The 24,656-nt window shown below is 55.2% G+C and carries 28 protein-coding genes, 1 tRNA gene and 1 rRNA gene; 17 read left to right on the top strand and 13 right to left on the bottom strand.

What is annotated here, in order from left to right; all coding sequences use genetic code 11:
* Positions 1-107: 107 nt before the first annotated feature.
* Positions 108-1,085: an elongation factor P--(R)-beta-lysine ligase gene (gene epmA, locus ACOTXC_RS13645; protein ID WP_003855960.1), complete on the bottom strand. Its 978-nt coding sequence runs from the start codon at positions 1,083-1,085 to the stop codon at positions 108-110.
* A 310-nt stretch (positions 1,086-1,395) separates the two neighbouring features.
* On the opposite strand from epmA, the gene frdA reads away from it, so the two are divergent.
* From frdA to frdD, 4 genes are read left to right on the top strand one after another with little or no spacing between them, the layout of a single operon-like run.
* A complete protein-coding gene (gene frdA, locus ACOTXC_RS13640; protein ID WP_023305293.1) occupies positions 1,396-3,186 on the top strand; it encodes a fumarate reductase (quinol) flavoprotein subunit in 1,791 nt (596 codons plus the stop codon).
* A complete protein-coding gene (locus ACOTXC_RS13635; protein WP_421767755.1) occupies positions 3,179-3,913 on the top strand; it encodes a succinate dehydrogenase/fumarate reductase iron-sulfur subunit in 735 nt (244 codons plus the stop codon). The genes frdA and ACOTXC_RS13635 overlap by 8 nt, the downstream gene beginning before the upstream one ends.
* A gap of 10 nt (positions 3,914-3,923) precedes the next feature.
* Positions 3,924-4,319, top strand: coding sequence for a fumarate reductase subunit FrdC (gene frdC, locus ACOTXC_RS13630; protein WP_003855953.1), 396 nt, complete (start codon positions 3,924-3,926; stop codon positions 4,317-4,319).
* Between the two features lie 10 nt (positions 4,320-4,329).
* A complete protein-coding gene (gene frdD / locus ACOTXC_RS13625; RefSeq protein ID WP_000609653.1) occupies positions 4,330-4,689 on the top strand; it encodes a fumarate reductase subunit FrdD in 360 nt (119 codons plus the stop codon).
* 29 nt (positions 4,690-4,718) lie between these two features.
* Here frdD and ampR read toward each other — a convergent pair whose 3' ends face one another.
* A complete protein-coding gene (ampR, locus tag ACOTXC_RS13620; RefSeq protein WP_421767754.1) occupies positions 4,719-5,594 on the bottom strand; it encodes a LysR family transcriptional regulator AmpR in 876 nt (291 codons plus the stop codon).
* Positions 5,595-5,726: 132 nt separating this feature from the next.
* On the opposite strand from ampR, the gene blaACT reads away from it, so the two are divergent.
* Positions 5,727-6,872 (top strand): ACT family cephalosporin-hydrolyzing class C beta-lactamase, encoded by a 1,146-nt coding sequence (blaACT, locus tag ACOTXC_RS13615; protein ID WP_421767753.1) that lies wholly within the window; start codon positions 5,727-5,729, stop codon positions 6,870-6,872.
* A gap of 157 nt (positions 6,873-7,029) precedes the next feature.
* On the top strand, positions 7,030-7,560 hold the full coding sequence (locus ACOTXC_RS13610) for a lipocalin family protein (protein ID WP_022646806.1): 531 nt from the start codon (positions 7,030-7,032) through the stop codon (positions 7,558-7,560).
* On the opposite strand, the gene sugE is transcribed toward ACOTXC_RS13610, so the two are convergent.
* Positions 7,557-7,874, bottom strand: coding sequence for a quaternary ammonium compound efflux SMR transporter SugE (sugE, locus tag ACOTXC_RS13605; protein ID WP_015572453.1), 318 nt, complete (start codon positions 7,872-7,874; stop codon positions 7,557-7,559). The genes ACOTXC_RS13610 and sugE overlap by 4 nt on opposite strands.
* Positions 7,875-8,136: 262 nt before the next feature.
* On the opposite strand from sugE, the gene ACOTXC_RS13600 reads away from it, so the two are divergent.
* Positions 8,137-8,736: a helix-turn-helix transcriptional regulator gene (locus tag ACOTXC_RS13600; RefSeq protein WP_022646804.1), complete on the top strand. Its 600-nt coding sequence runs from the start codon at positions 8,137-8,139 to the stop codon at positions 8,734-8,736.
* A gap of 37 nt (positions 8,737-8,773) precedes the next feature.
* Here ACOTXC_RS13600 and ecnB read toward each other — a convergent pair whose 3' ends face one another.
* From ecnB to efp, 3 genes are all read right to left on the bottom strand, one after another.
* On the bottom strand, positions 8,774-8,920 hold the full coding sequence (gene ecnB / locus ACOTXC_RS13595; RefSeq protein WP_006178941.1) for a lipoprotein toxin entericidin B: 147 nt from the start codon (positions 8,918-8,920) through the stop codon (positions 8,774-8,776).
* 108 nt (positions 8,921-9,028) lie between these two features.
* Positions 9,029-9,160 (bottom strand): entericidin A/B family lipoprotein, encoded by a 132-nt coding sequence (locus tag ACOTXC_RS13590; RefSeq protein WP_006810410.1) that lies wholly within the window; start codon positions 9,158-9,160, stop codon positions 9,029-9,031.
* A 57-nt stretch (positions 9,161-9,217) separates the two neighbouring features.
* Complete coding sequence (gene efp, locus ACOTXC_RS13585; protein ID WP_003855940.1) at positions 9,218-9,784, bottom strand: elongation factor P; 567 nt, start codon at positions 9,782-9,784, stop codon at positions 9,218-9,220.
* Positions 9,785-9,824: 40 nt separating this feature from the next.
* Between efp and epmB the strand changes: the two genes are divergently transcribed.
* The gene (gene epmB, locus ACOTXC_RS13580) at positions 9,825-10,853 is read left to right on the top strand and encodes an EF-P beta-lysylation protein EpmB (RefSeq protein ID WP_022646803.1); all 1,029 of its coding nucleotides are present in this window, start codon (positions 9,825-9,827) and stop codon (positions 10,851-10,853) included.
* A gap of 65 nt (positions 10,854-10,918) precedes the next feature.
* Here epmB and ACOTXC_RS13575 read toward each other — a convergent pair whose 3' ends face one another.
* Complete coding sequence (locus ACOTXC_RS13575; RefSeq protein WP_022646802.1) at positions 10,919-11,272, bottom strand: DUF4156 domain-containing protein; 354 nt, start codon at positions 11,270-11,272, stop codon at positions 10,919-10,921.
* A gap of 234 nt (positions 11,273-11,506) precedes the next feature.
* On the opposite strand from ACOTXC_RS13575, the gene ACOTXC_RS13570 reads away from it, so the two are divergent.
* Together ACOTXC_RS13570 and ACOTXC_RS13565 are read left to right on the top strand one after the other, a co-directional pair.
* Positions 11,507-12,154: a nucleoside recognition domain-containing protein gene (locus ACOTXC_RS13570; RefSeq protein ID WP_063151043.1), complete on the top strand. Its 648-nt coding sequence runs from the start codon at positions 11,507-11,509 to the stop codon at positions 12,152-12,154.
* Positions 12,151-12,612 carry a YjiG family protein gene (locus ACOTXC_RS13565; protein ID WP_022646800.1) on the top strand — a complete coding sequence of 154 codons (462 nt, stop codon included), beginning with the start codon at positions 12,151-12,153 and terminating at the stop codon, positions 12,610-12,612. The genes ACOTXC_RS13570 and ACOTXC_RS13565 overlap by 4 nt, the downstream gene beginning before the upstream one ends.
* A gap of 141 nt (positions 12,613-12,753) precedes the next feature.
* Here the strand turns inward: ACOTXC_RS13565 and groL are convergent, their stop codons facing one another.
* Complete coding sequence (groL, locus tag ACOTXC_RS13560; protein WP_006810416.1) at positions 12,754-14,400, bottom strand: chaperonin GroEL; 1,647 nt, start codon at positions 14,398-14,400, stop codon at positions 12,754-12,756.
* Positions 14,401-14,439: 39 nt separating this feature from the next.
* On the bottom strand, positions 14,440-14,733 hold the full coding sequence (locus tag ACOTXC_RS13555) for a co-chaperone GroES (RefSeq protein ID WP_003855929.1): 294 nt from the start codon (positions 14,731-14,733) through the stop codon (positions 14,440-14,442).
* A 178-nt stretch (positions 14,734-14,911) separates the two neighbouring features.
* Here ACOTXC_RS13555 and yjeH point away from each other — a divergent pair, with 178 nt between their 5' ends.
* On the top strand, positions 14,912-16,159 hold the full coding sequence (gene yjeH / locus ACOTXC_RS13550; protein WP_022646799.1) for an L-methionine/branched-chain amino acid transporter: 1,248 nt from the start codon (positions 14,912-14,914) through the stop codon (positions 16,157-16,159).
* Positions 16,160-16,182: 23 nt separating this feature from the next.
* Here yjeH and ACOTXC_RS13545 read toward each other — a convergent pair whose 3' ends face one another.
* Positions 16,183-16,647 (bottom strand): FxsA family protein, encoded by a 465-nt coding sequence (locus ACOTXC_RS13545; RefSeq protein WP_003855925.1) that lies wholly within the window; start codon positions 16,645-16,647, stop codon positions 16,183-16,185.
* Positions 16,648-16,982: 335 nt separating this feature from the next.
* On the opposite strand from ACOTXC_RS13545, the gene aspA reads away from it, so the two are divergent.
* From aspA to ACOTXC_RS13520, 5 genes are all read left to right on the top strand, one after another.
* Positions 16,983-18,419 (top strand): aspartate ammonia-lyase, encoded by a 1,437-nt coding sequence (gene aspA, locus ACOTXC_RS13540; protein WP_003855923.1) that lies wholly within the window; start codon positions 16,983-16,985, stop codon positions 18,417-18,419.
* 116 nt (positions 18,420-18,535) lie between these two features.
* Positions 18,536-19,837, top strand: a complete 1,302-nt coding sequence (locus ACOTXC_RS13535; protein WP_008502949.1) for an anaerobic C4-dicarboxylate transporter — start codon at positions 18,536-18,538, stop codon at positions 19,835-19,837.
* A gap of 113 nt (positions 19,838-19,950) precedes the next feature.
* Positions 19,951-20,274, top strand: a complete 324-nt coding sequence (gene cutA / locus ACOTXC_RS13530) for a divalent cation tolerance protein CutA (protein ID WP_003855908.1) — start codon at positions 19,951-19,953, stop codon at positions 20,272-20,274.
* Entirely contained in the window at positions 20,250-21,953 is a 1,704-nt protein-coding gene (locus tag ACOTXC_RS13525) for a protein-disulfide reductase DsbD (RefSeq protein WP_421767752.1), read from the top strand. Before cutA ends, ACOTXC_RS13525 begins: the two co-directional genes overlap by 25 nt.
* Positions 21,954-22,002: 49 nt before the next feature.
* On the top strand, positions 22,003-22,578 hold the full coding sequence (locus ACOTXC_RS13520) for a transcriptional regulator (RefSeq protein ID WP_022646797.1): 576 nt from the start codon (positions 22,003-22,005) through the stop codon (positions 22,576-22,578).
* Here ACOTXC_RS13520 and ACOTXC_RS13515 read toward each other — a convergent pair.
* On the bottom strand, positions 22,575-23,165 hold the full coding sequence (locus ACOTXC_RS13515; RefSeq protein ID WP_023299118.1) for a LysE family translocator: 591 nt from the start codon (positions 23,163-23,165) through the stop codon (positions 22,575-22,577). The two genes, ACOTXC_RS13520 and ACOTXC_RS13515, sit on opposite strands and share 4 nt — an antisense overlap.
* A 35-nt stretch (positions 23,166-23,200) precedes the next feature.
* Entirely contained in the window at positions 23,201-24,046 is an 846-nt protein-coding gene (locus ACOTXC_RS13510) for an AraC family ligand binding domain-containing protein (RefSeq protein WP_421767751.1), read from the bottom strand.
* 169 nt (positions 24,047-24,215) lie between these two features.
* On the opposite strand from ACOTXC_RS13510, the gene ACOTXC_RS13505 reads away from it, so the two are divergent.
* Positions 24,216-24,291 (top strand) — tRNA-Phe (locus ACOTXC_RS13505).
* 244 nt (positions 24,292-24,535) lie between these two features.
* On the opposite strand, the gene rrf is transcribed toward ACOTXC_RS13505, so the two are convergent.
* A 5S ribosomal RNA gene (gene rrf, locus ACOTXC_RS13500) occupies positions 24,536-24,651 on the bottom strand.
* Between the last annotated feature and the right edge of the window lie 5 nt (positions 24,652-24,656).

The following is a 24,656-nucleotide window of genomic DNA, read 5'->3' as shown; positions in this document are numbered from 1 at the left end:
GTCAAATTAAGAAAAAGACCCGTGCATAGAGAAGATAGTAGTTTTTAATGTGGCAGAGTTAAATGACCGAGTAGACCGGGTAAGCGACAGCCCCACCCGGCAATTCTTTATGCGCGATCGACCGTAAAGGCAATCACATCGCCCAGTTGTTCTGCGCCCAGCGCCAGCATGACCAGGCGATCCACACCCAGCGCCACGCCGGAGCAGTCCGGCAAACCGGCTTTAAGCGCTTCCAGCAGGTTGGTGTCAATCGGCTGCTGCGGCAGACCGCGCGCGTTGCGCTTGCGGTTATCCTGCTCGAAACGCTGTTGCTGTTCGCGCGCGTCGGTCAGCTCATGGAAACCGTTCGCCAGCTCGATGCCTTTAAAGTACACCTCAAAGCGCTCCGCCACGCGGTGATCTTCGGTGCTGATCTGCGCCAGTGAAGCCTGGCTGGCCGGGAAGTGATAGACAAACGTCGGACGATCTTTGCCAATCTGCGGTTCAACACCAAAGGTGAACAGCAGTTGCAGCAGCGTGTCGCGATCCTCTTCGTTATCCGCCACGTTGCTCAGATCCAGTTTTGCCGCCACTTCACGCAGCTGTGTTTTATCAGCCGACAGCGGATCAATTTCCAGATGACGCTGGAAGGCCTGCTGATAGGAGAGCGTTTCAGCTTCCGCACAATCCAGCACCTGTTGGAGCAGATCGTCGACTTCGTTCATCAGACGATACATGTCGTAGTGCGGGCGGTACCACTCCAGCATAGTGAATTCCGGATTATGGTGTCGGCCCATCTCTTCATTACGGAAGCTACGGCACAGCTGATAGACCGGACCACACCCGGCCGCCAGCAGACGCTTCATATGGTATTCCGGGCTGGTCATCAGATACAGATTCATGCCCTGAGAGTGGCCTGGGCCAACAAAACGGGTTTCAAACGGGACCAGATGAATATCCGTGACCGTCGCCTGACTCATGCACGGCGTTTCCACCTCCAGGACGCCGCGATCCGCAAAGAAGCGGCGGATCTCCGCCATAATTGCTGCGCGCTTTAGCAGGTTTGGAATGGATGCGCTCGGCTGCCAGGTGGCCGTTTCGCTCATGAGTTATTTCTCCGTTTTCAGACAAGGGCACGAAGTCTACTCGCAAGCCGGGGCAGAGACAAATTTTGCACAGTAAAAGCCCCTTTTCATTGCACAGAGAAATACTGTGACGCCATTCATTAATCACGATGATAAATCACCGCACAGAACAGCAAAAAAATCGAACACGTCAAATTTCCCTCACTTCTACGCGGTTATACTGTTTTACCCATAAAGGAGCAGTGGAATCGCTTCCGCAATCGTCCGTTCGGGCAGGTGTACGTCCTTTAGCTCATCACGTTGCGGGAAAACCAAAATCTGGAGGAATGTCGTGCAAACTTTTCAAGCCGATCTTGCCGTAATAGGCGCTGGCGGGGCTGGATTACGCGCTGCAATTGCTGCGGCACAAGCCAATCCAAACGCCAAAATCGCATTGATTTCAAAAGTCTATCCGATGCGCAGCCACACGGTAGCCGCAGAGGGAGGATCCGCCGCCGTCGCGCAGGATCATGACAGCTTCGAATACCATTTCCACGACACGGTTGCAGGGGGCGACTGGCTTTGCGAACAGGATGTCGTTGATTACTTCGTGCACCATTGCCCAACGGAAATGACCCAGCTGGAACAGTGGGGATGTCCATGGAGCCGCCGTCCGGACGGGAGCGTCAACGTCCGCCGCTTCGGTGGCATGAAGATCGAACGCACCTGGTTTGCTGCCGATAAGACCGGCTTCCACATGCTGCACACCCTGTTCCAGACCTCCCTCCAGTTCCCACAAATCCAGCGCTTTGACGAACATTTCGTTCTCGACATTCTGGTCGACGACGGTCATGCGCACGGACTGGTAGCAATGAACATGATGGAAGGCACGCTCGTCCAGATCCGCGCTAAGGCGGTGGTGATGGCAACGGGCGGTGCGGGCCGCGTATACCGCTACAACACCAACGGCGGCATCGTCACCGGTGACGGTATGGGCATGGCGCTCAGCCACGGCGTCCCGCTGCGTGATATGGAGTTCGTCCAGTATCACCCAACCGGCCTGCCGGGCTCCGGTATTCTGATGACGGAAGGCTGCCGCGGCGAAGGCGGTATTCTGGTCAACAAAAACGGCTATCGCTATTTGCAGGATTACGGCATGGGTCCGGAAACCCCGCTTGGCGAGCCGAAAAACAAATACATGGAACTCGGCCCACGCGACAAAGTCTCTCAGGCTTTCTGGCACGAGTGGCGCAAAGGCAATACCATCTCAACGCCGCGCGGCGACGTGGTACATCTCGACCTGCGTCATCTCGGCGAGAAGAAACTGCTGGAGCGTCTGCCGTTTATCTGCGAGCTGGCAAAAGCCTATGTGGGCGTCGACCCGGTGAAAGAGCCGATCCCGGTGCGTCCAACCGCGCACTACACCATGGGCGGTATTGAAACCGACCAGCAGTGCGAAACCCGCATCAAAGGGCTGTTTGCGGTGGGTGAGTGTTCCTCCGTCGGTCTGCACGGCGCAAACCGTCTGGGCTCGAACTCGCTGGCTGAGCTGGTGGTCTTTGGTCGCATGGCGGGCGAACGCGCGATGGAGCGTGCCGCAACGGCAGGTGAAGCTAACAGCGCGGCGCTGGATGCGCAGGTTGCAGACATCGAAAAACGCCTGAAAGGCCTGGTGAACCAGGAAGGTAACGAAAACTGGTCGAAGATCCGCGACGAAATGGGGCTGTCGATGGAAGAAGGCTGCGGGATCTACCGTACGCCAGAGCTGATGCAGAAAACCGTCGACAAGCTGGCAGAACTCCAGGAACGCTTCAAGCGCGTGCGCATCACCGACACCTCCAGCGTCTTCAATACCGACCTGCTCTATACCATTGAACTGGGCCACGGCCTGAACGTCGCAGAGTGTATGGCCCATTCCGCCCTGGCGCGTAAAGAGTCCCGCGGCGCACACCAGCGCCTGGATGAGGGCTGCACCGAACGTGACGACGTCAATTTCCTTAAACATACTCTCGCCTGGCGCGATGCGGATGGTACCACCCGGCTGGACTACAGCGACGTGAAAATCACTACGCTGCCACCGGCGAAACGCGTGTACGGTGCAGAAGCAGAAGCCGCCGATAAGAAGGAGAAGGCGAATGGCTGAGATGCAAAAACTGAAAGTTGAAGTGGTGCGCTACAACCCGGAAGTGGACGCCGCGCCGCACAGCGCTTTCTATGAAGTCCCTTACGACGAGCAAACCTCCCTGCTGGATGCGCTCGGCTATATCAAAGATAACCTGGCCCCGGACCTGAGCTACCGCTGGTCCTGCCGCATGGCAATCTGCGGCTCCTGCGGCATGATGGTCAACAAAGTGCCAAAGCTGGCGTGTAAAACTTTCCTGCGTGATTACACCAAGGGCATCAAGGTTGAAGCGCTGGGCAACTTCCCGATTGAGCGCGATCTGGTGGTCGACATGACCCACTTTATCGAAAGCCTCGAAGCGATTAAGCCGTACATCATCGGCAACCCGCGCACGCCGGATCAGGGGCCAAACACCCAGACGCCCGCGCAGATGGCGAAATACCATCAGTTTTCCGGCTGCATCAACTGCGGCCTGTGCTACGCCGCCTGTCCACAGTTTGGCCTGAACCCTGAGTTTATCGGCCCGGCCGCCATTACCCTGGCGCACCGCTATAACGAGGACAGCCGCGACCACGGCAAAAAAGAACGTATGGCACAGCTTAACGGCCAGAACGGGGTCTGGATCTGCACGTTTGTCGGTTACTGCTCCGAAGTCTGTCCGAAGCATGTCGACCCGGCCGCCGCCATTCAGCAGGGAAAAGTGGAAAGCTCGAAAGACTTTCTTATCGCTACCCTGAAACCACGCTAAGGAGTGCATGATGACGACTAAACGCAAAGCCTACGTGCGACCAATGCCGTCCACCTGGTGGAAAAAACTGCCGTTTTATCGCTTCTATATGCTGCGTGAAGGCACGGCTGTTCCCGCGGTCTGGTTCAGCCTCGAACTGATGTACGGGGTGTATGCCCTCAAGCACGGCCCGGAAGCCTGGGCCAGTTTTGTGGGTTTCCTGCAAAACCCAATCATCGTAGTTCTGAATCTGATTGTGCTCGCAGCCGCGCTACTGCATACCAAAACCTGGTTTGAACTGGCGCCAAAAGCAGCGAACATCATTGTAAAAGGCGAAAAAATGGGGCCAGAGCCGGTTATTAAAGGGCTCTGGGCAGTGACGGCCGTTGTCTCTGTGGTCATTCTGTTTGTCGCACTGTTCTGGTAAGGAGACTACTGTGATCAATCCAAATCCAAAACGTTCAGATGAGCCGGTCTTCTGGGGGCTGTTTGGCGCAGGCGGCATGTGGAGCGCCATTATTGCCCCGGTCATTATCCTGCTGGTCGGTATTATGCTGCCGCTGGGGCTGTTTCCGGGCGATGCGCTGAGCTATGAGCGCGTACTGGCCTTTGCGAGCAGCTTTATTGGCCGGGTGTTCATCTTCCTGATGATCGTCCTGCCGCTGTGGTGTGGTCTGCACCGTATCCACCATGCGATGCACGATCTGAAAATCCATGTGCCAAGCGGTAAATGGGTCTTCTACGGTCTGGCGACCATTCTGACGGTCGTCACGTTGATTGCCGTGGTCACCATCTGACTGAACAGGCCCGCCATCCGGCGGGCTTTTTACTTTTTCATCTTCTCCACCAGCCACCGGGAAAATTCGCGCATGGCAGGCGTTTCTGCCCGGGATTGCAATCGGGTCAGCCAGTAACTGCCGAGTTCAATCTGCGTTGCAAAGGGCTGCACAATGCGCTCGCTGGCTAACAGATGGGTAAACATATCGACAGGCGCAATGGCAATACCTACCCCTGCCTGAGCGGCCTCCAGCATGGTCACGGACGAATCAAATACCATCACACGGTGCGTTGGCGAAGGGGGGTGCTCGCCGGCCGCCTGCATCCACGCGGTCCACTCGTCGCGTCGGTAGGAGCGCAGCAGCGTAAACCTGAGGATGTCGGCCGGACTGTGCAGACAGGCGGCGATATCGGGCGTACACAGCGGCGCGAGCGGCGCATGACAAAGAAATTCAGCCTCGGTGCCATGCCACGCCCCGCCACCGTAGCGGATCGTATAGTCAAGCCCTTCGGCAGCCGGATCAACGCGGTTGTTATGGGTGGAAAGCTGAAGATCGATGTGCGGATAGCCACGGCGAAAATCGTCCAGCTGTGAGAATAAAACCCCGATGGCAAACGTACCCACCACGCCGATTTTCAGCTTCTCCTGCGCACGATGGTTAGCGAAGCGATCCAGCATTCCGGCTATACGATCGAACGAATCATTCAGTACCGGCAGTAAGTTTTCTCCCTCGGTAGTCAACATCAGCCCGCGCGACACGCGAACGAACAGCTGACAGTTCAGGTGCTGCTCCAGCGTTTTCACATGCTGGCTAATGGCTGAATGGGTCACGTTCAGCTCAATGGCCGCATGCGTAAAGCTGAGATGTCTCGCGGCGGCTTCAAAGGCTCGAAGCAAATTGAGGGGGAGATAGCTTCGCGTCATGGTCTCTTCCGTTAGAAAAATTAACAGCTAATGCTAAATTTAACCGTTTGTCAGGCACAGTCAAATCCAACAGACTACGCCTGTCTGACGGGCCCGGACATCCCCTTGACTCGCTATTACGGAAGATTACTGATGATGAAAAAATCTCTTAGCTGCGCCCTGCTGCTCGGCATCTCTTGCTCTGCTCTCGCCGCGCCAGTGTCAGAAAAACAGCTGGCGGAGGTGGTCGCGAATACGGTTACCCCGCTGATGAAAGCCCAGTCGATTCCAGGCATGGCGGTGGCCGTTATTTATCAGGGTAAACCGCACTATTACACGTTTGGCAAAGCCGATATCGCGGCCAGCAAACCCGTTACGCCTCAGACTCTGTTCGAGCTGGGTTCTATAAGTAAAACCTTCACCGGGGTTTTAGGAGGGGATGCCATTGCTCGCGGTGAAATTTCGCTGGACGATCCGGTGACCAGATACTGGCCACAGCTAACGGGCAAGCAGTGGCAGGGGATTCGTATGCTGGATCTCGCAACCTACACCGCTGGCGGCCTGCCGCTACAGGTACCGGATGAGGTCACGGATAATGCCGCCCTGCTGCGCTTTTATCAAAACTGGCAGCCGCAGTGGAAGCCTGGCACAACGCGTCTTTACGCCAACGCCAGTATCGGTCTTTTTGGCGCGCTGGCGGTCAAACCTTCCGGCATGGGCTATGAGCAGGCCATGACGACGCGGGTCCTTAAGCCGCTCAAGCTGGACCATACCTGGATTAACGTTCCGAAAGCGGAAGAGGCGCATTACGCCTGGGGCTATCGTGACGGTAAAGCGGTGCGCGTTTCGCCGGGAATGCTGGATGCACAAGCCTATGGCGTGAAAACCAACGTGCAGGATATGGCGAACTGGGTCATGGCAAACATGGCGCCGGAGAACGTTGCTGATGCCTCACTTAAGCAGGGCATCTCGCTGGCGCAGTCGCGCTACTGGCGTATCGGGTCAATGTATCAGGGTCTGGGCTGGGAGATGCTCAACTGGCCCGTGGAGGCCAACACGGTGATCGACGGCAGCGACAGTAAGGTGGCGCTGGCACCGCTGCCCGTGGCAGAAGTGAATCCACCGGCTCCCCCGGTCAAAGCGTCCTGGGTCCATAAAACGGGCTCTACTGGCGGGTTTGGCAGCTACGTGGCCTTTATTCCTGAAAAGCAGATCGGTATTGTGATGCTCGCGAATAAAAGCTATCCGAACCCGGCACGCGTTGAGGCGGCATACCATATCCTCGACGCGCTACAGTAAAACATTGCGGGTGGCGCTGCGCTTACCCGGCCTACACAACGCATGAACTTTGTAGGCCGGGTAAGGCGAAGCCGCCACCCGGCAAAACACCCTGCACAATCTCCCGCATTTTCCCTGCTGTCATCTACACTTAACAAAAAACAGTAAGGAAACTCCTATGCGCATTCTGCCTGTTATTGCCGCAGTAACAGCCGCGTTTTTAGTGGTTGCTTGCAGTTCCCCTACTCCTCCGCCTGGCGTCACGGTAGTCAGTAATTTCGACGCACAGCGCTTCCTCGGCACCTGGTATGAAATCGCCCGGCTGGACCATCAGTTCGAGCGGGGCTTAGAAAAAGTCACGGTCAGCTACAGCGCGATGGATAACGGCGGGATCCGGGTCATTAACCGCGGCTATAACCCGGATCGCCAGATGTGGCAGCAGTCAGTTGGTCAGGCCTATTTCACCGGCGCATCTAACCGCGCGGCCATGAAAGCCTCTTTCATCGGCCCATACTATGGCGGGTATAACGTCATTGCGCTGGACAGAGAGTACCGCCACGCGCTGGTCTGTGGGCCGGATCGCAACTATCTGTGGCTCCTCTCACGCACGCCAACGATCTCGGCGGAAATGAAACAGCAGATGCTGGACATAGCGACCCGGCAAGGGTTTGATGTGACGAAGTTAATCTGGGTAAAACAGCCGCATTAGTGCGTACTGAGTTTTAACCCGATGATACCCGCGACAATCAACGCGAGGCTGGCGATGCGCGCCAGACTCGCAGACTCCCCCAGCAGCAGAATGCCGGTAATGGCAGCCCCTACTGCGCCAATTCCCGTCCAGACAGCGTAAGCTGTGCCGACGGGTAAGGTTCGCATCGCCCATGACAGCATGACGATACTGACAATCATTGCGGCGATAGTGATGACGCTGGGCGTCAGGCGGGTAAAACCGTGGGTGTATTTCAGACCAATTGCCCATACCACTTCGAGCAAACCAGCAATAACAAGAACGATCCAGGACATTTCAGGCTCCTTAACTTAAAGACAAGTTGGGGCCGTCCCCGATGAGTGAAGCGCTTACGGGTCGTCCCGCAAGGCAGAAGTTGCGCCTTATATTTTGGTTAGCGTGGAATTTTTTTTCAAACTTTTTCTGCTGAACACCTTAAAGCAAGAAATAGCCTCAGTAAGGCACGTAGTTCAGGCATTTATGACTCATCCGACTTCTCTATGATGATAGGCTTTCTGATGGCAGGAAGCCAAACCACTAGCCGACTGCGAAAATTTTATGTTCAAAATTCTTTTGATTGACCGTTGTCACTTCACCCGCGCGGGATTTGAAGCCTGGGTCAATCATTCAGACCTGTTTTCGGGTCATTTCGTCGTAACCGGGGTAAATAATCTTTTCCTCGCCAGAGAGCATATCCTGCAATGGAAACCTGCGCTGGTCATCGCTGATTTATCTGGCTTCCGGCAGGATTTACACCATTTTCAGCAGCTTTCCTCCCTGCTAATTGCCAGCGAAACACTGCCTTTTATTATGCTGCAATCAGCGCAGGAGCAGGAGATGACTGATTATCTGGCGCAGTTCCCGATATGGTCTTCGCTCTCCAAAAATACCGATCTGGAAGCACTGGCGGCGGTGATAAACGACGCGCTAACGTCATGCGCGAGCGCGGAGCTACCGAAAATGGCGGCACCGTTGCTGACGCGTCAGGAAGAAAGAGTTCTGACCTTGTGGATGGATGGTGCGAGCAACCAGAAAATTGCCAGCAATCTTCGCATTAACGGAAAAACGGTATACACGTACAAACGCAATATCCGCATGAAGCTGCATATGGATACGCGCTACTCGCCGTTTTTATCGCTACAGGAAGTGGAGAATTGACGGTACGGTGTAAGAACTTGCCGTACCGTCGCTTACATTAGTTCTGAGCTTTAGTTGCTGCGCCAGAAATCGCGCTACCACCGTCGGAGATATCTTCCCCTACGCCACGGGTGGTGTTACATGCAGTCAGTACCGAAGAAAGCACCAGAACAGAAAAGATCGCTGCAATTGTTTTCTTAACCATAATATCTTCCTTTTATAGCCAAAGTTATTTTGTGTATAGCAACTTAAGAATAGACAAAATCTTGCCGTTTGACGGAAAAGGAAGAATTTTTAGGAAAATTAGACGGAATTAGCTGGCCGCATGGGAAATGATATGGCCGAGATCCTGGATATCTTCACCCACGCCACGCGCGGTGTTGCAGCCGGAGAGAATTGCGCTGGAGAGCGCTAACAGAAGCAGAATTTTAACGGTACGTTTCATCTTCCCTGCCTGCAAAATCAGGCGCAGCGGGCGCTGCGCCTTTAATCATGACGTAAATTACTTCACGCGGGATACGTATTCGCCGGAGCGGGTATCCACTTTGATCACTTCACCGATCTGTACGAACAGTGGCACTTTCACCACAGCGCCGGTAGACAGGGTGGCAGGCTTGCCGCCAGTACCTGCGGTATCACCTTTCAGACCTGGATCGGTTTCAACGATTTCCAGCTCAACGAAGTTCGGCGGCGTAACCGCGATAGGCTGACCGTTCCACAGGGTCACGATGCACTCAGCCTGATCCAGCAGCCACTTGGCGTTGTCGCCAATCGCTTTCGCGTCCGCAGACAGCTGCTCGAAGGTTTCGTTGTTCATGAAGTGCCAGAACTCACCGTCGTTGTACAGGTAAGTCAGGTTCATATCGACAACATCAGCGCCTTCAGCGGAGTCAGTAGATTTGAAGGTTTTCTCAACACGGGTACCGGTCAGCAGGCGGCGCAGCTTAACGCGCGCAAATGCCTGGCCTTTACCTGGTTTAACGAATTCGCTGGCTTCAACCGCGTACGGTTCGCCGTCCATCATGATTTTAAGACCAGCACGAAAATCGTTGCTATAGTACGTTGCCATAAGGCCCTCTAAATTTGTTAACTGGTAGCTAAGCCACAAAATGGCGCATATTGTAACCCTAAACACCCCGTCCAGAGAAGATTGGTTATCGCAACTTGCCGATGTAATCACCAGTCCTGATGAATTGCTGCGTCTTTTAGACCTCGAACAGCACGAAGCGTTGCGTGCAGGCCGTGAGGCGAAGCGCCTTTTCGCCCTGCGCGTTCCCCGCGCGTTTGTTGCCCGAATGGAAAAGGGTAACCCTGATGATCCATTATTAAAACAAACGCTGACCTCTCAGGATGAGTTTATTACCGCCCCCGGATACAGCACCGATCCGCTGGAAGAGCAGAACAGTGTTGTACCGGGTTTACTGCATAAATACCGCAATCGTGCCCTGCTGCTGGTTAAGGGCGGGTGCGCGGTAAATTGCCGCTATTGCTTCCGTCGCCACTTCCCGTACGCCGAAAACCAGGGCAATAAGCGCAACTGGCAGGTGGCGCTGGACTACATCGCAGCGCATCCGGAACTGGATGAAATCATCTTTTCCGGCGGCGACCCGCTGATGGCAAAAGATCATGAGCTGGACTGGCTGCTGACTCAACTTGAGACCATCCCGCACATTAAGCGTCTGCGCATTCACAGCCGTTTACCGATCGTCATCCCGGCGCGTATCACCGACGCCCTGGTCACGCGCCTGGAGCAGTCCCGTTTACAGGTGCTGCTGGTAAACCATATCAACCATGCAAATGAAATTGACGCGGACTTTCGTGCGGCGATGACGCGTATGCGAATGGCAGGCGTGACGCTGCTCAACCAGAGCGTATTACTGCGCGGCGTGAACGACAGCGCCCACGTGTTGGCCGATCTCAGCAATGCCTTATTTGATGCGGGCGTAATGCCCTATTACCTGCATGTTCTGGATCGCGTCCAGGGCGCGGCGCACTTCATGGTGACGGATGAAGAGGCCCGGAAGATTATGCGCGAGCTGTTAACGCTGGTTTCAGGTTATATGGTGCCGAAGCTGGCACGTGAGATTGGCGGAGAGCCGAGTAAGACGCCGCTGGATTTGCAGTTGCGGCAGCAGTAAAAAAAGCAGGTGGCGCTACGCTTACCTGCCTACAGGTAAAGCGGCAGCGCCATCAAAATGTTATATCAGTTCGGGCACTTATAGACCTGGCCGTTCATCTGGCTGGCGGTTGGCACAAAGCTGGACAGCATACCCTGCGTCGGGCTGCTCACCCCGTAAATCACGTTGCCGCCCATTGCCGCAGCCTGATTACGCAGGGCATTGGCCGCACCGCGCATAGAGCCGCCCTCCTCGCCGTGCTGCCCTGACATCCAGTTGCTTTGCTCGCCAGAGGCGGTGCCTAACAGCTGGCATTCGCTGCCCGGCTTATCTTCCACAAAGCGAACGCTCTGGCCCGCTGCCGTCAGCTCATTGCTGGTGCTACAACCCGCCAGCAGCAATGCTGCACCTACAATCCCTGCACAGACTTTTATGCGCATGTTATTCCTCGTTTTCAATAAGCTGGACAGTAGTTGTCCGCGTGTAAACCTTATACTAAAAAGATGACCAAAAGAAAAATGCTGAGCATTTCTGCGAGCCAGATTCCGCTGGCACTCCTCCGACATCTTAAATGAATTCTGATAATAACCTTTGGGATATCGTGTTTTAGCCCCCGATCGTTTTTAGTGATGCGACGTACAACTTTTGTACGGGACTAAAAAAAAGGGGGTTTCATGAGTGCATCATCCTCAGGAGAGGAAAAAGTAACCTGGGTGGGCTATCTGGCGTTCGTGCTCACCATCGTATTTTTCTCAGGTTTTTTCGCCAAAAGTACTGAATGGTGGCGCGTGCTGGATTTTACCGTTCTGAACGGCAGCTTTGGACCGGTGAACGGCGCCCTAACGTTTCGCGGCGAGGGTGGCACAGGAGCGAAAGACGGTTTTTTGTTTGCCCTTGAACTGGCGCCCTCGGTCATTTTATCGCTCGGGATCATTGCCGTTACCGAGGGGCTGGGCGGGCTGCGCGCCGCACAACAGCTCATGACGCCCATTCTGCGCCCGCTGCTCGGCGTGCCGGGCATCTGCTCTCTGGCGCTTATCGCCAACCTGCAAAATACCGATGCAGCCGCAGGGATGACCAAAAAGTTGACCGACGAAGGGGCGATTACTGACCATGAACGCGCCATTTTCGCCACCTTCCAGACCAGCGGTAGCGCCATTATTACCAACTATTTTTCTTCCGGTGCCGCACTTTTTACCTTTATTACCGTCCCGGTGATCGCGCCGCTGGCGGTCATTCTGGTATTTAAATTTGTTGGCGCCAACTTCCTGCGGCTGTGGATCGCCCACATGGAAGTTCGTCGCGTTCAGGAGGAAAAATGATCGCCCAGACGCGTAAAAATATCATGGACTTGTTTATCGATGGCGCCCGCCGCGGCTTTACCATCGCCACCACCAGCCTGCTGCCGAACGTGGTCATGGCGTTTGTCATCATTCAGGCGCTTAAGGTGACCGGCCTGCTGGATATTGTCGGCAGGGTATGCGAGCCCATCATGGCCCTGTGGGGGCTTCCGGGTGCGGCGGCAACGGTACTTCTGGCCTCGGTGATGAGCATGGGCGGCGGCGTGGGGGTTTGCGCCAGCCTGGTCGTCGCCGGCACGCTCAGCGGCCATGATGCCACCATCCTGCTGCCCGCCATCTACCTGATGGGCAATCCGGTGCAAAACACGGGCCGCTGCCTCGGCACCGCGGGCGTGAACCCGAAATATTACCCGCACATCATCGCTGTCTGCGTCATCAACGCCCTGCTCTCGATGTGGGTGATGCAGCTACTCTTCTGAGGAGATAAAAATGGATTTTTCAGTGCTGGAACCGCATCTTTTCCGCCATGCACATCTTGTTTGAGTAACGGCTCGACGGGCAATAAAAAACCCCGGGCATCGCTGCCCGGGGTTCGTTCTGAGAGGTTCAGAACAACATGATTACATCATGCCGCCCATGCCACCCATGCCGCCCATACCACCAGCAGCACCTAAGTCAGGCGCGTCGCCTTTAGGCATGTCGGTTACCATGCATTCGGTCGTGATCATCAGGCCAGCTACAGATGCCGCGTACTGCAGAGCAGAACGGGTAACTTTAGTTGGGTCCAGGATACCGAAGTCGATCATGTTGCCGTATTCTTCAGTTGCTGCGTTGTAACCGTAGTTACCTTCGCCCGCTTTCACGTTGTTCGCAACTACTGATGGCTCTTCACCGGCGTTGGACACGATCTGACGCAGAGGGGCTTCCATTGCGCGAAGCGCAACTTTGATACCTACGTTCTGGTCTTCGTTCTGAGCGGTCAGGCCAGCCAGTTTAGCGGCTACACGCACCAGCGCGACACCACCACCAGCAACTACGCCTTCTTCTACCGCAGCACGGGTCGCATGCAGGGCATCGTCAACGCGTGCTTTCTTCTCTTTCATTTCAACTTCGGTCGCAGCACCAACTTTGATTACCGCAACGCCGCCTGCCAGTTTCGCTACGCGCTCCTGCAGTTTTTCACGGTCGTAATCGGAAGTTGCTTCTTCGATCTGCTTACGGATCTGACCAACACGGCCCTGAATAGCGGCTTCTTCACCCACACCGTCGATGATGGTGGTAGTGTCTTTGTTGATCACAACGCGTTTCGCCTGGCCCAGGTCTTCCAGGGTCGCTTTTTCCAGCTCCATACCAATCTCTTCGGAGATCACGGTACCGCCGGTCAGGGTAGCGATATCCTGCAGCATCGCCTTACGACGATCGCCGAAGCCAGGTGCTTTAACCGCTGCCACTTTCACGATGCCACGCATGGTGTTAACCACCAGAGTCGCCAGCGCTTCGCCTTCAACGTCTTCAGCAATGATTACCAGCGGCTTGCCTGCTTTCGCAACGGCTTCCAGCACTGGCAGCATTTCGCGGATGTTGGAGATTTTCTTGTCAGCCAGCAGGATGAACGGGCTTTCCAGCTCAACAGCGCCAGTTTCTGGCTTGTTGATGAAGTATGGGGACAGGTAACCGCGGTCGAACTGCATACCTTCAACCACATCCAGTTCGTCTTCCAGACCAGTACCGTCTTCAACGGTGATCACGCCTTCTTTACCGACTTTATCCATCGCTTCAGCGATCAGTTTACCTACGGTTTCGTCGGAGTTAGCGGAGATAGTACCAACCTGAGCAATGGCTTTAGAGTCAGAGCACGGTACGGACAGCGCTTTTAGCTCTTCAACAGCAGAGGCGACAGCTTTGTCGATACCACGTTTCAGATCCATTGGGTTCATGCCCGCAGCAACGGCTTTCAGGCCTTCGGTGATGATCGCCTGCGCCAGTACGGTCGCGGTGGTGGTACCGTCACCAGCAGCGTCGTTCGCTTTAGAGGCAACTTCTTTCACCATCTGTGCGCCCATGTTTTCGAACTTGTCTTCCAGCTCGATTTCACGTGCAACAGAAACACCATCTTTGGTGATGGTTGGCGCGCCGAAGGATTTGTCCAGCACGACGTTACGGCCTTTCGGGCCCAGAGTGACTTTCACTGCGTCTGCCAGTACGTTTACGCCGCGGAGCATTTTTACACGAGCGTCGTTACCGAATTTTACGTCTTTAGCTGCCATGTTCTTATTTCCTCAAATTCGTACAGTTTCGTGCGTTAATTACGCTTCAACAATTGCCAGAATGTCGCTCTCGGACATGATCAACACTTCTTCATTGTCGATCTTCTCGGATTTCACGCCGTAGCCATCGTTGAAAATGACGATGTCACCAACTTTAACGTCCAGTGGCTGCACAGTTCCGTTTTCCAGGATGCGGCCCTTACCGACAGCGATGATTTCGCCACGCGTTGATTTTGCTGCTGCTGAACCGGTCAGAACGATGCCGCCAGCAGACTTGGTTTCAACTTCTTTACGTTTGACGATCACACGATCATGTAACGGACGAATACTCATTGATAGCTCTCCTTTGAGAAAGTCATTATCAGTTATGGATGACGCCGGTCCGCATGCGGTTTTCCGGCTAGTGCCCTGAGAGATGGGGATAGCTTTTTACCCCTTCAAGGGGTAATCGAAAAAAAATTTGCGAAAGTGTTACCATCCACTCTCTTTTGATGGTGGCGGGACGAGGTAAATGAGTGGACTCAGGCAGGAGTTGGGGCTGGCGCAGGGCATTGGCTTACTCTCAACGTCTTTGTTAGGCACGGGCGTTTTTGCGGTTCCCGCGCTGGCGGCGTTGGTTGCCGGCAATAACAGTCTTTGGGCATGGCCGGTGCTGATCGTGCTGGTGTTTCCTGTGGCGATTGTCTTTGCCATACTCGGGCGGCACTTCCCGAGCGCAGGCGGCGTAGCGCATTTTGTCGGCATGGCGTTTGGGCCGCGAATGGAACGCGTCACCGGCTGGCTATTTTTGTCGGTGATACCCGTTGGCCTTCCGGCAGCCCTGCATATCGCAACCGGCTTCGGACAGGCGCTGTTTGGCTGGCACGATGAACAGCTGCTGCTGGCTGAACTCGGTACGCTAGCGATTATCTGGTGGGTTGGCTCACGCGGGGCCAGTTCCAGCGCCAACCTGCAAACGCTGGTCGCCGTGTTAATCGTCGCGCTGATCATCGCCATCTGGTTTGCGGGTGACATTACGGTGGCGGATATTCCTTTCCCCGCGATTAATGACATCGACCACACACAGCTTTTCGCTGCACTATCCGTCATGTTCTGGTGTTTCGTCGGTCTGGAGGCGTTCGCTCATCTGGCATCCGAGTTTAAACAGCCCGAGCGTGATTTTCCCCGCGCCCTGATGATTGGCCTGCTGCTGGCGGGCACCGTGTACTGGGCCTGTACCGTACTGGTGCTGCACTTCAACGCGTTCGGTGAAGAGAAAGCCGCCGCCGCGTCGCTGCCGGGCATCGTGGTGCAGCTGTTTGGCGTTAAAGCCCTGTGGGTAGCCTGCGTGATTGGCTATCTCGCCTGCTTTGCCAGCCTCAACATCTATATTCAGAGCTTCGCCCGGCTGGTGTGGTCTCAGGCACTTTATAAACCGGATAGCCCCCTCTCACGCCTGTCAAAGCGTCAGCTTCCGGTGAATGCGCTGAATACCGTACTGGGCTGCTGCGTGGTGAGTTCCCTGGCCATTTATCTCCTCGACATCAACCTTGACGCGCTGATTATCTACGCCAACGGTATTTTCATCATGATCTATCTGTTGTGCATGCTGGCGGGCTGTCGGCTACTGAAAGGACGCTTTAAGGCGCTGGCGGCTATCGGGTGTGTCCTGTGCCTGCTGCTGCTGGCGATGGTGGGATGGAAGAGTGTATACGCCATCGTCATGCTGGCGGGGCTGTGGGTGTTTTTACCGAAGCGGCAAAATCCGCAGGCCCGGTGAGCGAGCGCCACCGGGCAAGAAACTTACCGATCGTCTTTATGATCTAACCGGTCGCGCTGCTCATCCTTACGCTGATATTCCCCTTCAAAGGTATCCCCCGGGCCGGTGCTGAAACCACCGCCTGGCATACGGCTGAAACGCAGATGCGGCAGCAGCTTCATGGTCAGATGCTTCTGCACCGGCGGCAACAGCAACAGCAGGCCGAGGAAGTCTGTAAAGAAGCCCGGCAGGATCAGCAGCAGGCCAGCAATAATCAGCGACACGCTTTTGATCATCTCGGCGGCCGGGCTTTCGCCTGCGGCCATCTTCTGCTGCATTAACAGGAAATTTTTGAAACCCTGATTGCGCACCAGCGACATGCCGATGACGGAGGTGAAGATCACCAGAATCAGCGTCAGCAGGACGCCCAGCACATGGGCAACCTGGATGAAAATCGAAATCTCAATGTAAACATAAAGAAAGAAAGCAATAAATGGTATCCAGCGCACTGGCATCTCCTGTGTGGCAGGTGCCTTCTGGCCCCTGACTGAATGTGTTCGCGAAGCGCGTAGATAAGAAATGGTGACGGTTAGCCAAAATTCAATCGGTTTGCACGGATATTTTTTCTGGAAATATTAAAGCGGTGACATATTTCACAGATTAATAATTATCATGAAATCGGGTCGATAATAAGTGATCCAGCTTACGGCAATTCGCTATCATCAGCATATGATCTCGAACATCTGGCCGATTGAGGGAATAATCGTCGGTCATAAAATATTCAAAACCACATATCTACTGTGTGTTTAGTACAATCCATCGGCAGCTTGAAAAGAAGGTTCACATGTTAAACAACATTCGTATCGAAGAAGATTTGTTGGGTACCAGGGAAGTTCCAGCGGATGCCTACTATGGTGTTCACACTCTGAGAGCGATTGAAAACTTCTACATCAGCAACAGCAAAATCAGCGACATCCCTGAATTTGTGCGTGGCATGGTGATGGTAAAAAAAGCCGCGGCTCTGGCAAACAAAGAGCTGCAAACCATTCCTAAAAGCGCTGCAAATGCGATTATCGCCGCGTGCGATGAAGTGCTGAACAACGGCAAATGCATGGATCAGTTCCCGGTTGACGTCTATCAGGGCGGCGCAGGCACCTCCGTCAACATGAACACCAACGAAGTGCTGGCAAACATCGGCCTGGAGCTGATGGGTCATCAGAAAGGTGAATACCAGTACCTGAACCCGAACGACCACGTTAATAAATGTCAGTCCACCAACGACGCCTACCCAACCGGCTTCCGCATCGCGGTGTATGCCTCTGTCGTCAAACTGGTCGACGCGATTAATCAGCTGGGTGATGGCTTCCAGCGTAAAGCCGTTGAGTTCCAGGACATCCTGAAAATGGGTCGTACCCAGCTGCAGGACGCGGTGCCAATGACCCTCGGCCAGGAGTTCCACGCGTTTAACGTGCTGTTGAACGAAGAGACCAAAAACCTGCTGCGCACGTCCGAACTGCTGCTGGAAGTGAACCTGGGCGCTACCGCCATCGGTACACGCCTGAACACCCCGGATGGCTATCAGCAGCTGGCGGTACAGAAGCTGGCTGAAGTGTCCAACCTGCCGGTTGTGCCTGCAGAAGACCTGATTGAAGCCACCTCAGACTGCGGCGCCTACGTGATGGTGCACAGCGCATTGAAACGTCTGGCGGTGAAACTGTCCAAAATCTGTAACGACCTGCGCCTGCTCTCCTCCGGTCCGCGCGCTGGCCTGAATGAAATCAACCTGCCAGAGTTGCAGGCGGGTTCATCCATCATGCCAGCTAAAGTGAACCCGGTGGTGCCAGAAGTGGTGAACCAGGTTTGCTTCAAGGTTATTGGTAACGATACGACCGTCACCATGGCCTCCGAAGCCGGTCAACTCCAGCTGAACGTAATGGAGCCGGTGATTGGCCAGGCGATGTTTGAATCTATCCACATTCTGACCAACGCCTGCTACAACCTGCTGGAAAAATGCATTAACGGCATCACCGCGAATAAAGAAGTGTGTGAAGGCTACGTCTATAACTCCATCGGCATCGTCACCTATCTCAACCCGTTCATCGGCCACCACAACGGCGATATCGTCGGGAAGATTTGTGCCGAAACCGGTAAGAGCGTGCGTGAGGTGGTTCTCGAGCGAGGATTGTTGACCGAAGCCGAACTGGACGATATCTTCTCCGCCCAGAACCTGATGCACCCGGCATATAAAGCGAAACGATATACCGATGAAAGCGAACAGTAACCGTTCAGGCTAAGCTTCCGAAAGGCACGTCACTTGTGACGTGCCTTTTTTCTTTATGGCCGTTACCAAAACACAACAATTCAATATCAACTTGTTAATAAGCAAGGCAGGTCTTTATGTTTGGAGCAGAACTCGTCATCGTCCTGTTGGCGATTTATTTGGGCGCACGACTCGGGGGTATCGGCATCGGCTTTGCCGGCGGTCTCGGCGTGCTCGTACTTACCCTGATCTTTCAGATTAAACCCGGCGCAATCCCTTTTGACGTTATCGAAATCATCATGGCGGTTATCGCTGCCATTGCGGCCATGCAGGTCGCTGGCGGTATGGACTACCTGGTGAGCCTGGCGGAGCGTATGCTGCGTCGTCATCCAAAATACATCACCTTCCTTGCCCCACTGGTGACCTGGTTTATGACCATTCTCGCCGGTACTGGCCATACCGCTTTCTCCACGCTGCCGGTCATCACCGAAGTGGCGAAAGAGCAGGGTATTCGCCCGTCTCGCCCTCTTTCTATTGCTGTAGTCGCCTCCCAGATTGCGATCACCGCCTCGCCCATTTCCGCGGCGGTGGTCTTTTTCGCGGGTATTCTCGAGCCGATGGGCGTAAGTTATCTGACGCTGCTGGCGATCTGTATTCCGGTCACGCTGATTGCGGTAATGATCACTGCCGTGCTGTGTAACTTCCTCGGCGCCGAGCTGAAAGACGATCCGGTTTACCAGGAGCGCCTGGCAAAAGGTGAAGTGAGCCTGCGCGGTAGCCAGGTCTTTGAGCTGAAGCCGCATGCAAAACGCTCCGTGCTGCTGTTCCTGATTGGTATCGTCGCCGTGATGTTCTACGCGACCGCCATCAGCGATACGGTAGGTCTGATCCAGAACCCGGTTCTGCCGCGTAACGAAGCGATTGTGGTATTTATGCTGACCATCGCGACGCTGATCAGTATCACCTGTAAAATCGACACCAGCGAAGTGCTGAACGCCAGCACCTTCAAATCCGGTATGAGCGCCTGCGTGTGCGTGCTGGGTGTGGCGTGGCTCGGTGACACCTTCGTGAAAGCGCACATCAGCGATATCCAGACAGTTGCAGGCGACCTGCTGCACAACTATCCGTGGCTACTGGCGGTGGTGCTGTTCTTTGCCGCAACGCTGCTGTACTCCCAGGCTGCGACCACCAAAGCGCTAATGCCTGCGGCACTGATGCTGGGCGTGACGCCGCTGACGGCGATTGCCTCTTTCGCGGCGGTTTCCGCCCTGTTCGTGCTGCCAACCTACCCAACCCTGCTGGCCGCGGTTGAGATGGATGACACCGGCTCGACCCGTATCGGTAAATACGTGTTTAACCACGCGTTCCTCATCCCGGGCGTGGTGGCGATTACGCTCTGCGTGGTCCTCGGCTTTATCATCGGCGGCATTGTGCTGTAAACGGTTAGCCGTTGTAAAAATAGTTAAAAACGGGCCGCGCTGCGGCCCGTTTCATTAATGACCAATCACATGGCGTGATATAGTGAAGACTTTCGTGATGAGGAGGTCGAATCGTGAACACGCCTGATGCTGTTGTTGTACTGTGTACCGCCCCTGATGAAGCTTCTGCCCAGGATCTCGCCGCCAAAGTGCTGGCCGAAAAACTGGCTGCCTGCGTCACGCTACTTCCCGGCGCCACCTCCCTTTATTACTGGGAAGGCAAGCTGGAGCAAGAGTACGAAGTCCAGATGTTGCTCAAAACCAATTTGACCAACCAGCAGGCGCTCCTCGACTGCCTCAAGTCTCATCATCCTTACCAAACCCCGGAGCTGCTGGTGCTGCCAGTGGTCCACGGCGATAACGATTATCTCTCATGGCTCAACGCTTCTTTACGCTGATCCTGCTGCTGTGCAGCACGTCAGTTTTTGCCGGGTTGTTTGACGCGCCCGGCCGTTCGAACTTTATTCCTGCCGACCAGGCATTCGTTTTCGACTTTCAGCAAAACCAGCACGATCTCAGCCTCACCTGGCAGGTGAAAGAGGGTTACTACCTCTATCGCAAGCAGGTCAGCATCACGCCGGCAAAGGCTGACGTCGGCGCATTGCAGATGCCCGCTGGCGAATGGCACGAGGACGAGTTCTACGGTAAAAGTGAAGTTTATCGCCAGCGCTTAAGCGTGCCCGTCACGGTGAATCAGGCGGATAAAGGCGCTACCCTGACGGTGACGTATCAGGGCTGCGCCGATGCGGGCTTCTGCTATCCCCCTGAAACAAAGGTCGTTCCGCTTAGCGAAGTGAAAGCGGCGGCCTCCCCTCTCCCCTCAGGGGAAATGGCCAGTGTGAGGGGTGAAGGCGAAGCCGCTTCAGACCTTCCGTTCTCAGCGCTTTGGGCGTTATTGATTGGTATCGGCATCGCCTTTACGCCCTGCGTACTGCCTATGTACCCGCTTATCTCTGGCATCGTGCTGGGCGGTAAGCAACGCCTTTCCACCGCCCGCGCGCTGTTGCTGGCCTTTATCTATGTGCAGGGCATGGCGTTAACCTATACGGCGCTCGGCCTCGTGGTCGCCGCTGCCGGGTTGCAGTTCCAGGCCGCCCTTCAGCACCCCTATGTGCTTATCGGACTGTCAGCAGTGTTTATTCTGCTGGCGCTGTCGATGTTTGGCCTGTTCACTCTGCAACTGCCCTCTTCCCTGCAAACCCGTCTGACGCTAATGAGCAACCGTCAGCAGGGGGGCTCTGCGGGCGGCGTGTTCGCCATGGGTGCCATCGCCGGGCTGATTTGCTCCCCCTGCACCACCGCGCCGCTGAGCGCCATCCTGTTATACATTGCCCAGAGCGGCAACCTTTGGCTCGGCGGCGGCACACTGTACCTTTACGCGCTCGGCATGGGTCTGCCGCTGATCCTTGTGACGGTATTTGGCAATCGTCTGCTGCCGAAGAGCGGCCCGTGGATGGAGACAGTGAAAACCGCGTTTGGTTTTGTCATTCTGGCGCTACCGGTCTTCCTGCTGGAACGCATCATCGGTGATGTGTGGGGTACGCGTCTGTGGGCTATGCTCGGCGTGGCCTTCTTCAGCTGGGCATTTATCGTGAGTCTGGGTGCGAAGAAACCGTGGATGCGCCTGCTACAGATCCTTCTGCTGGCGGCCGCGCTGGTGAGCGTCCGTCCGCTACAGGACTGGGCGTTTGGCACCCCGACAGGTCAAACGCAGGCTCATCTGAATTTTATACAGATTAAGAACGTGGACGATCTCAACCGCGCCCTGGCGCAGGCGAAAGGAAAACCGGTCATGCTCGATCTCTATGCCGACTGGTGCGTGGCCTGCAAAGAGTTTGAAAAATACACCTTCAGCGATCCGCAGGTACAACATGCGCTGAGCGATACCGTTCTGCTCCAGGCGAACGTTACCGCCAACAGCGCGCAGGATAAGGCTCTGCTGAAGCAACTTAACGTGCTCGGGCTGCCTACCATCCTGTTCTTCAATGAACAGGGGGAAGAACAGCTGACGCAGCGTGTAACCGGGTTTATGGACGCGACGGCATTCAACGCGCATTTGCGCAATCGCCAACCGTAAACAACACTTTAGACGGGACAAACCGTTGGGAATAGCGGAGGAGATAACCGTGCAACGCGAAGACGTACTGGGACAAGCCCTGCAATTACTTGAGATTCAAGGGATCGCCAGCACCACGCTTGAGATGGTAGCCGACCGTATCGATTACCCTCTGGATGAACTTAAGCGCTTCTGGCCGGATAAAGAGGCGCTGCTGTATGATGCCCTGCGCTATCTCAGCCAGCAGGTGGATATCTGGCGCAGGCAACTGATGCTGAATGAAGAGCTGACCACCGAGCAAAAGCTGCTGGCACGCTATACCGCACTGACGGAGTGTGTCACCAACAACCGTTACCCAGGCTGTCTGTTTATCGCCGCCTGCACCTACTTCCCCGATCCCGGACATCCCATCCATCAACTGGCAGATCAGCAAAAACGAGCCGCGCACGAGTTCACACACGAGCTGCTGACCACACTTGAAGTGGATGATCCGGCAATGGTCGCGAAGCAGATGGAGCTGGTGCTGGAAGGTTGCCTGAGCCGCATGCTGGTGAACCGTAGCCAGGCGGATGTGGATACGGCGCACCGTCTGGCGGAAGATATTTTGCGGTTTGCGCAGTGCCGTATGGGTGGTGCACTGACCTAAGCCAGCATTCCCGTCCAGGCGGAAATAAACAAACACAGCGCCATTGCACGTTGAAATCGCACCATCGCCACGGTGGTGCGGAAAATCCGGTTCACCGCCTTCCCCAGCCACGCCCAGCACAACAAACAGACCACTGAGATCGCCAGAAACCATAGCGCCATCAGCGAAATATCCCGTAATGCATGGTCGCTTGCCGGAGCAAACAGGCTGACGACGGCCAGCGCCATCATCCAGGTTTTTGGGTTTACAACCTGTAATAACGCCGCTGCCCGCGCGGTAAATCGGACATGACGCCTGGAGGAGAGATTCGCGGCCGGGGCGCTAAACAGCTGCCAGCTCATCCAGGAAAGCCACAGCACACCCGCCCAGCTCATCACCTGACGTATCAGCGGATACTGGCGTAACACTTCTCCTGCCCCAGCGCCTGAAACCAGAACAATAGCGCTGGCGGCAATACACCCACCCAGGATCGCAGGAATCGTATTTTTTACGCCAAAGTGCTGACTGTTAGCCAGTACCAAAATATTGGTTGGCCCCGGCGTAATCGAGGCGACAAATGCAAACAGCAGGAAGGGTATTAAATTCACAGGTGGCTCCTTTTAGTAGAGCCATGAATGTGCCGTTATTTTCTGGAAACGTCTGGAAGGTTTGTGCACAACCGACGGTAGTGTGCCGGAGAAATACGGTACGCCCGCTGGAACCAGCGACCAAGATGGCTTCGATCGGCAAAACCTACTGCCGTCGCCACATCAACAGGCAGTTCCCCATACGCCAGCATCTGTCGGGCCTTTGCCAGGCGCAGCTGGATAAGCCAGGCGTGCGGCGCAAGGTGAAATTCGCGCTTAAAGCAGCGGGTGAGCGTAAAGCGATCCGTCCCCGTCTCCCGCGCAAGGTCTGACAGCCCCACGTTCTCGCCGATATGCGCATAGAGATAGTCGCGGGCACGATGCGCCACAGCGGAGCTTTGTAACTGCGACGGGAGTTTCTTCCGCCAGTGGCAGTGGGCTGTAATCTTAGTGAGCAGGTTATCCATTGTGCTCTGTTGTACGATCTTCATCTCATCGTTATGCAGCGAGGCAAATGTATCACCGATAGCGCGCACCAGCTGAGGCTCTCGCGTCAGCGTTTGGGCAAAGTGGAGGGTGTAACTCCCGGGAGTAGAGTCATACAGCCCTTGAAGCGTACGGGTGAGCCAGTGTTCATCCAGATAAAAGGTCAGATAAGTAAAGCCACCCTCTACCGGTGCATCACCGTCATGTATTTCACCAGGCTCAAGTAAAAAAGCATCGCCCGGCTGGCTACGGTGGCGTTCACGGCGACAGTGGAACTGCTGCGTACCGGAAAGGGTTATTCCGACCAGATAGCTATCATGCCAGTGGGGATCAAAGGCGTGTCCTTCGAAATGCGCCTTAATTGTCTCAATACCTGTTTCTGCATGCTGACGCAGCTCAAGCCAGTCTTTTGCCATACTGCCCTCCTCTTACCGGCAGCATTGTCACATCTTGCCTGAACTGTCTGGAAGATTTGTGCATTTTCAGCGCACAAACGGACAGATTGCCGCAAACTTAAGCAGTTGAACAGCTTTTCCCGAAATAATGTTGACGATCGCGCGCGATTGCGGTTTAATGCGCTCCGTTGCCCGGATAGCTCAGTCGGTAGAGCAGGGGATTGAAAATCCCCGTGTCCTTGGTTCGATTCCGAGTCCGGGCACCACTATTTAAAGAACCCAGCCTATGGCTGGGTTTTTGCTTTTCTGCGCTTATCAAAACCTTACCTAAATTTTATTCCTGTATCTCTTCCCGATGAGGTCGTGCGGCCAGCATTGCCCGGTGGCGCTGCGCTTACCGGGCCTACAAAACCCGCAGGCCAGATAAGGCGAAGCCGCCATCCGGCATGTTTTTCCGCGCACAAAGCAAAAAACCCCGCACCTTCCGGTACGGGGTTCTTTCTGTTTGATGCCTGGCAGTTCCCTACTCTCACATGGGGAGACCCCACACTACCATCGGCGCTACGGCGTTTCACTTCTGAGTTCGGCATGGGGTCAGGTGGGACCACCGCGCTAAAGCCGCCAGGCAAAT

The sequence above is a fragment of the Enterobacter cloacae complex sp. IR5428 genome (assembly GCF_049238585.1).
In the GTDB taxonomy this organism is placed as follows: Bacteria; Pseudomonadota; Gammaproteobacteria; order Enterobacterales; family Enterobacteriaceae; genus Enterobacter; species Enterobacter intestinihominis.
The sequence above is the reverse complement of the archived record's forward strand: the minus strand, read 5'-3'. Positions and strand labels throughout refer to the sequence as shown.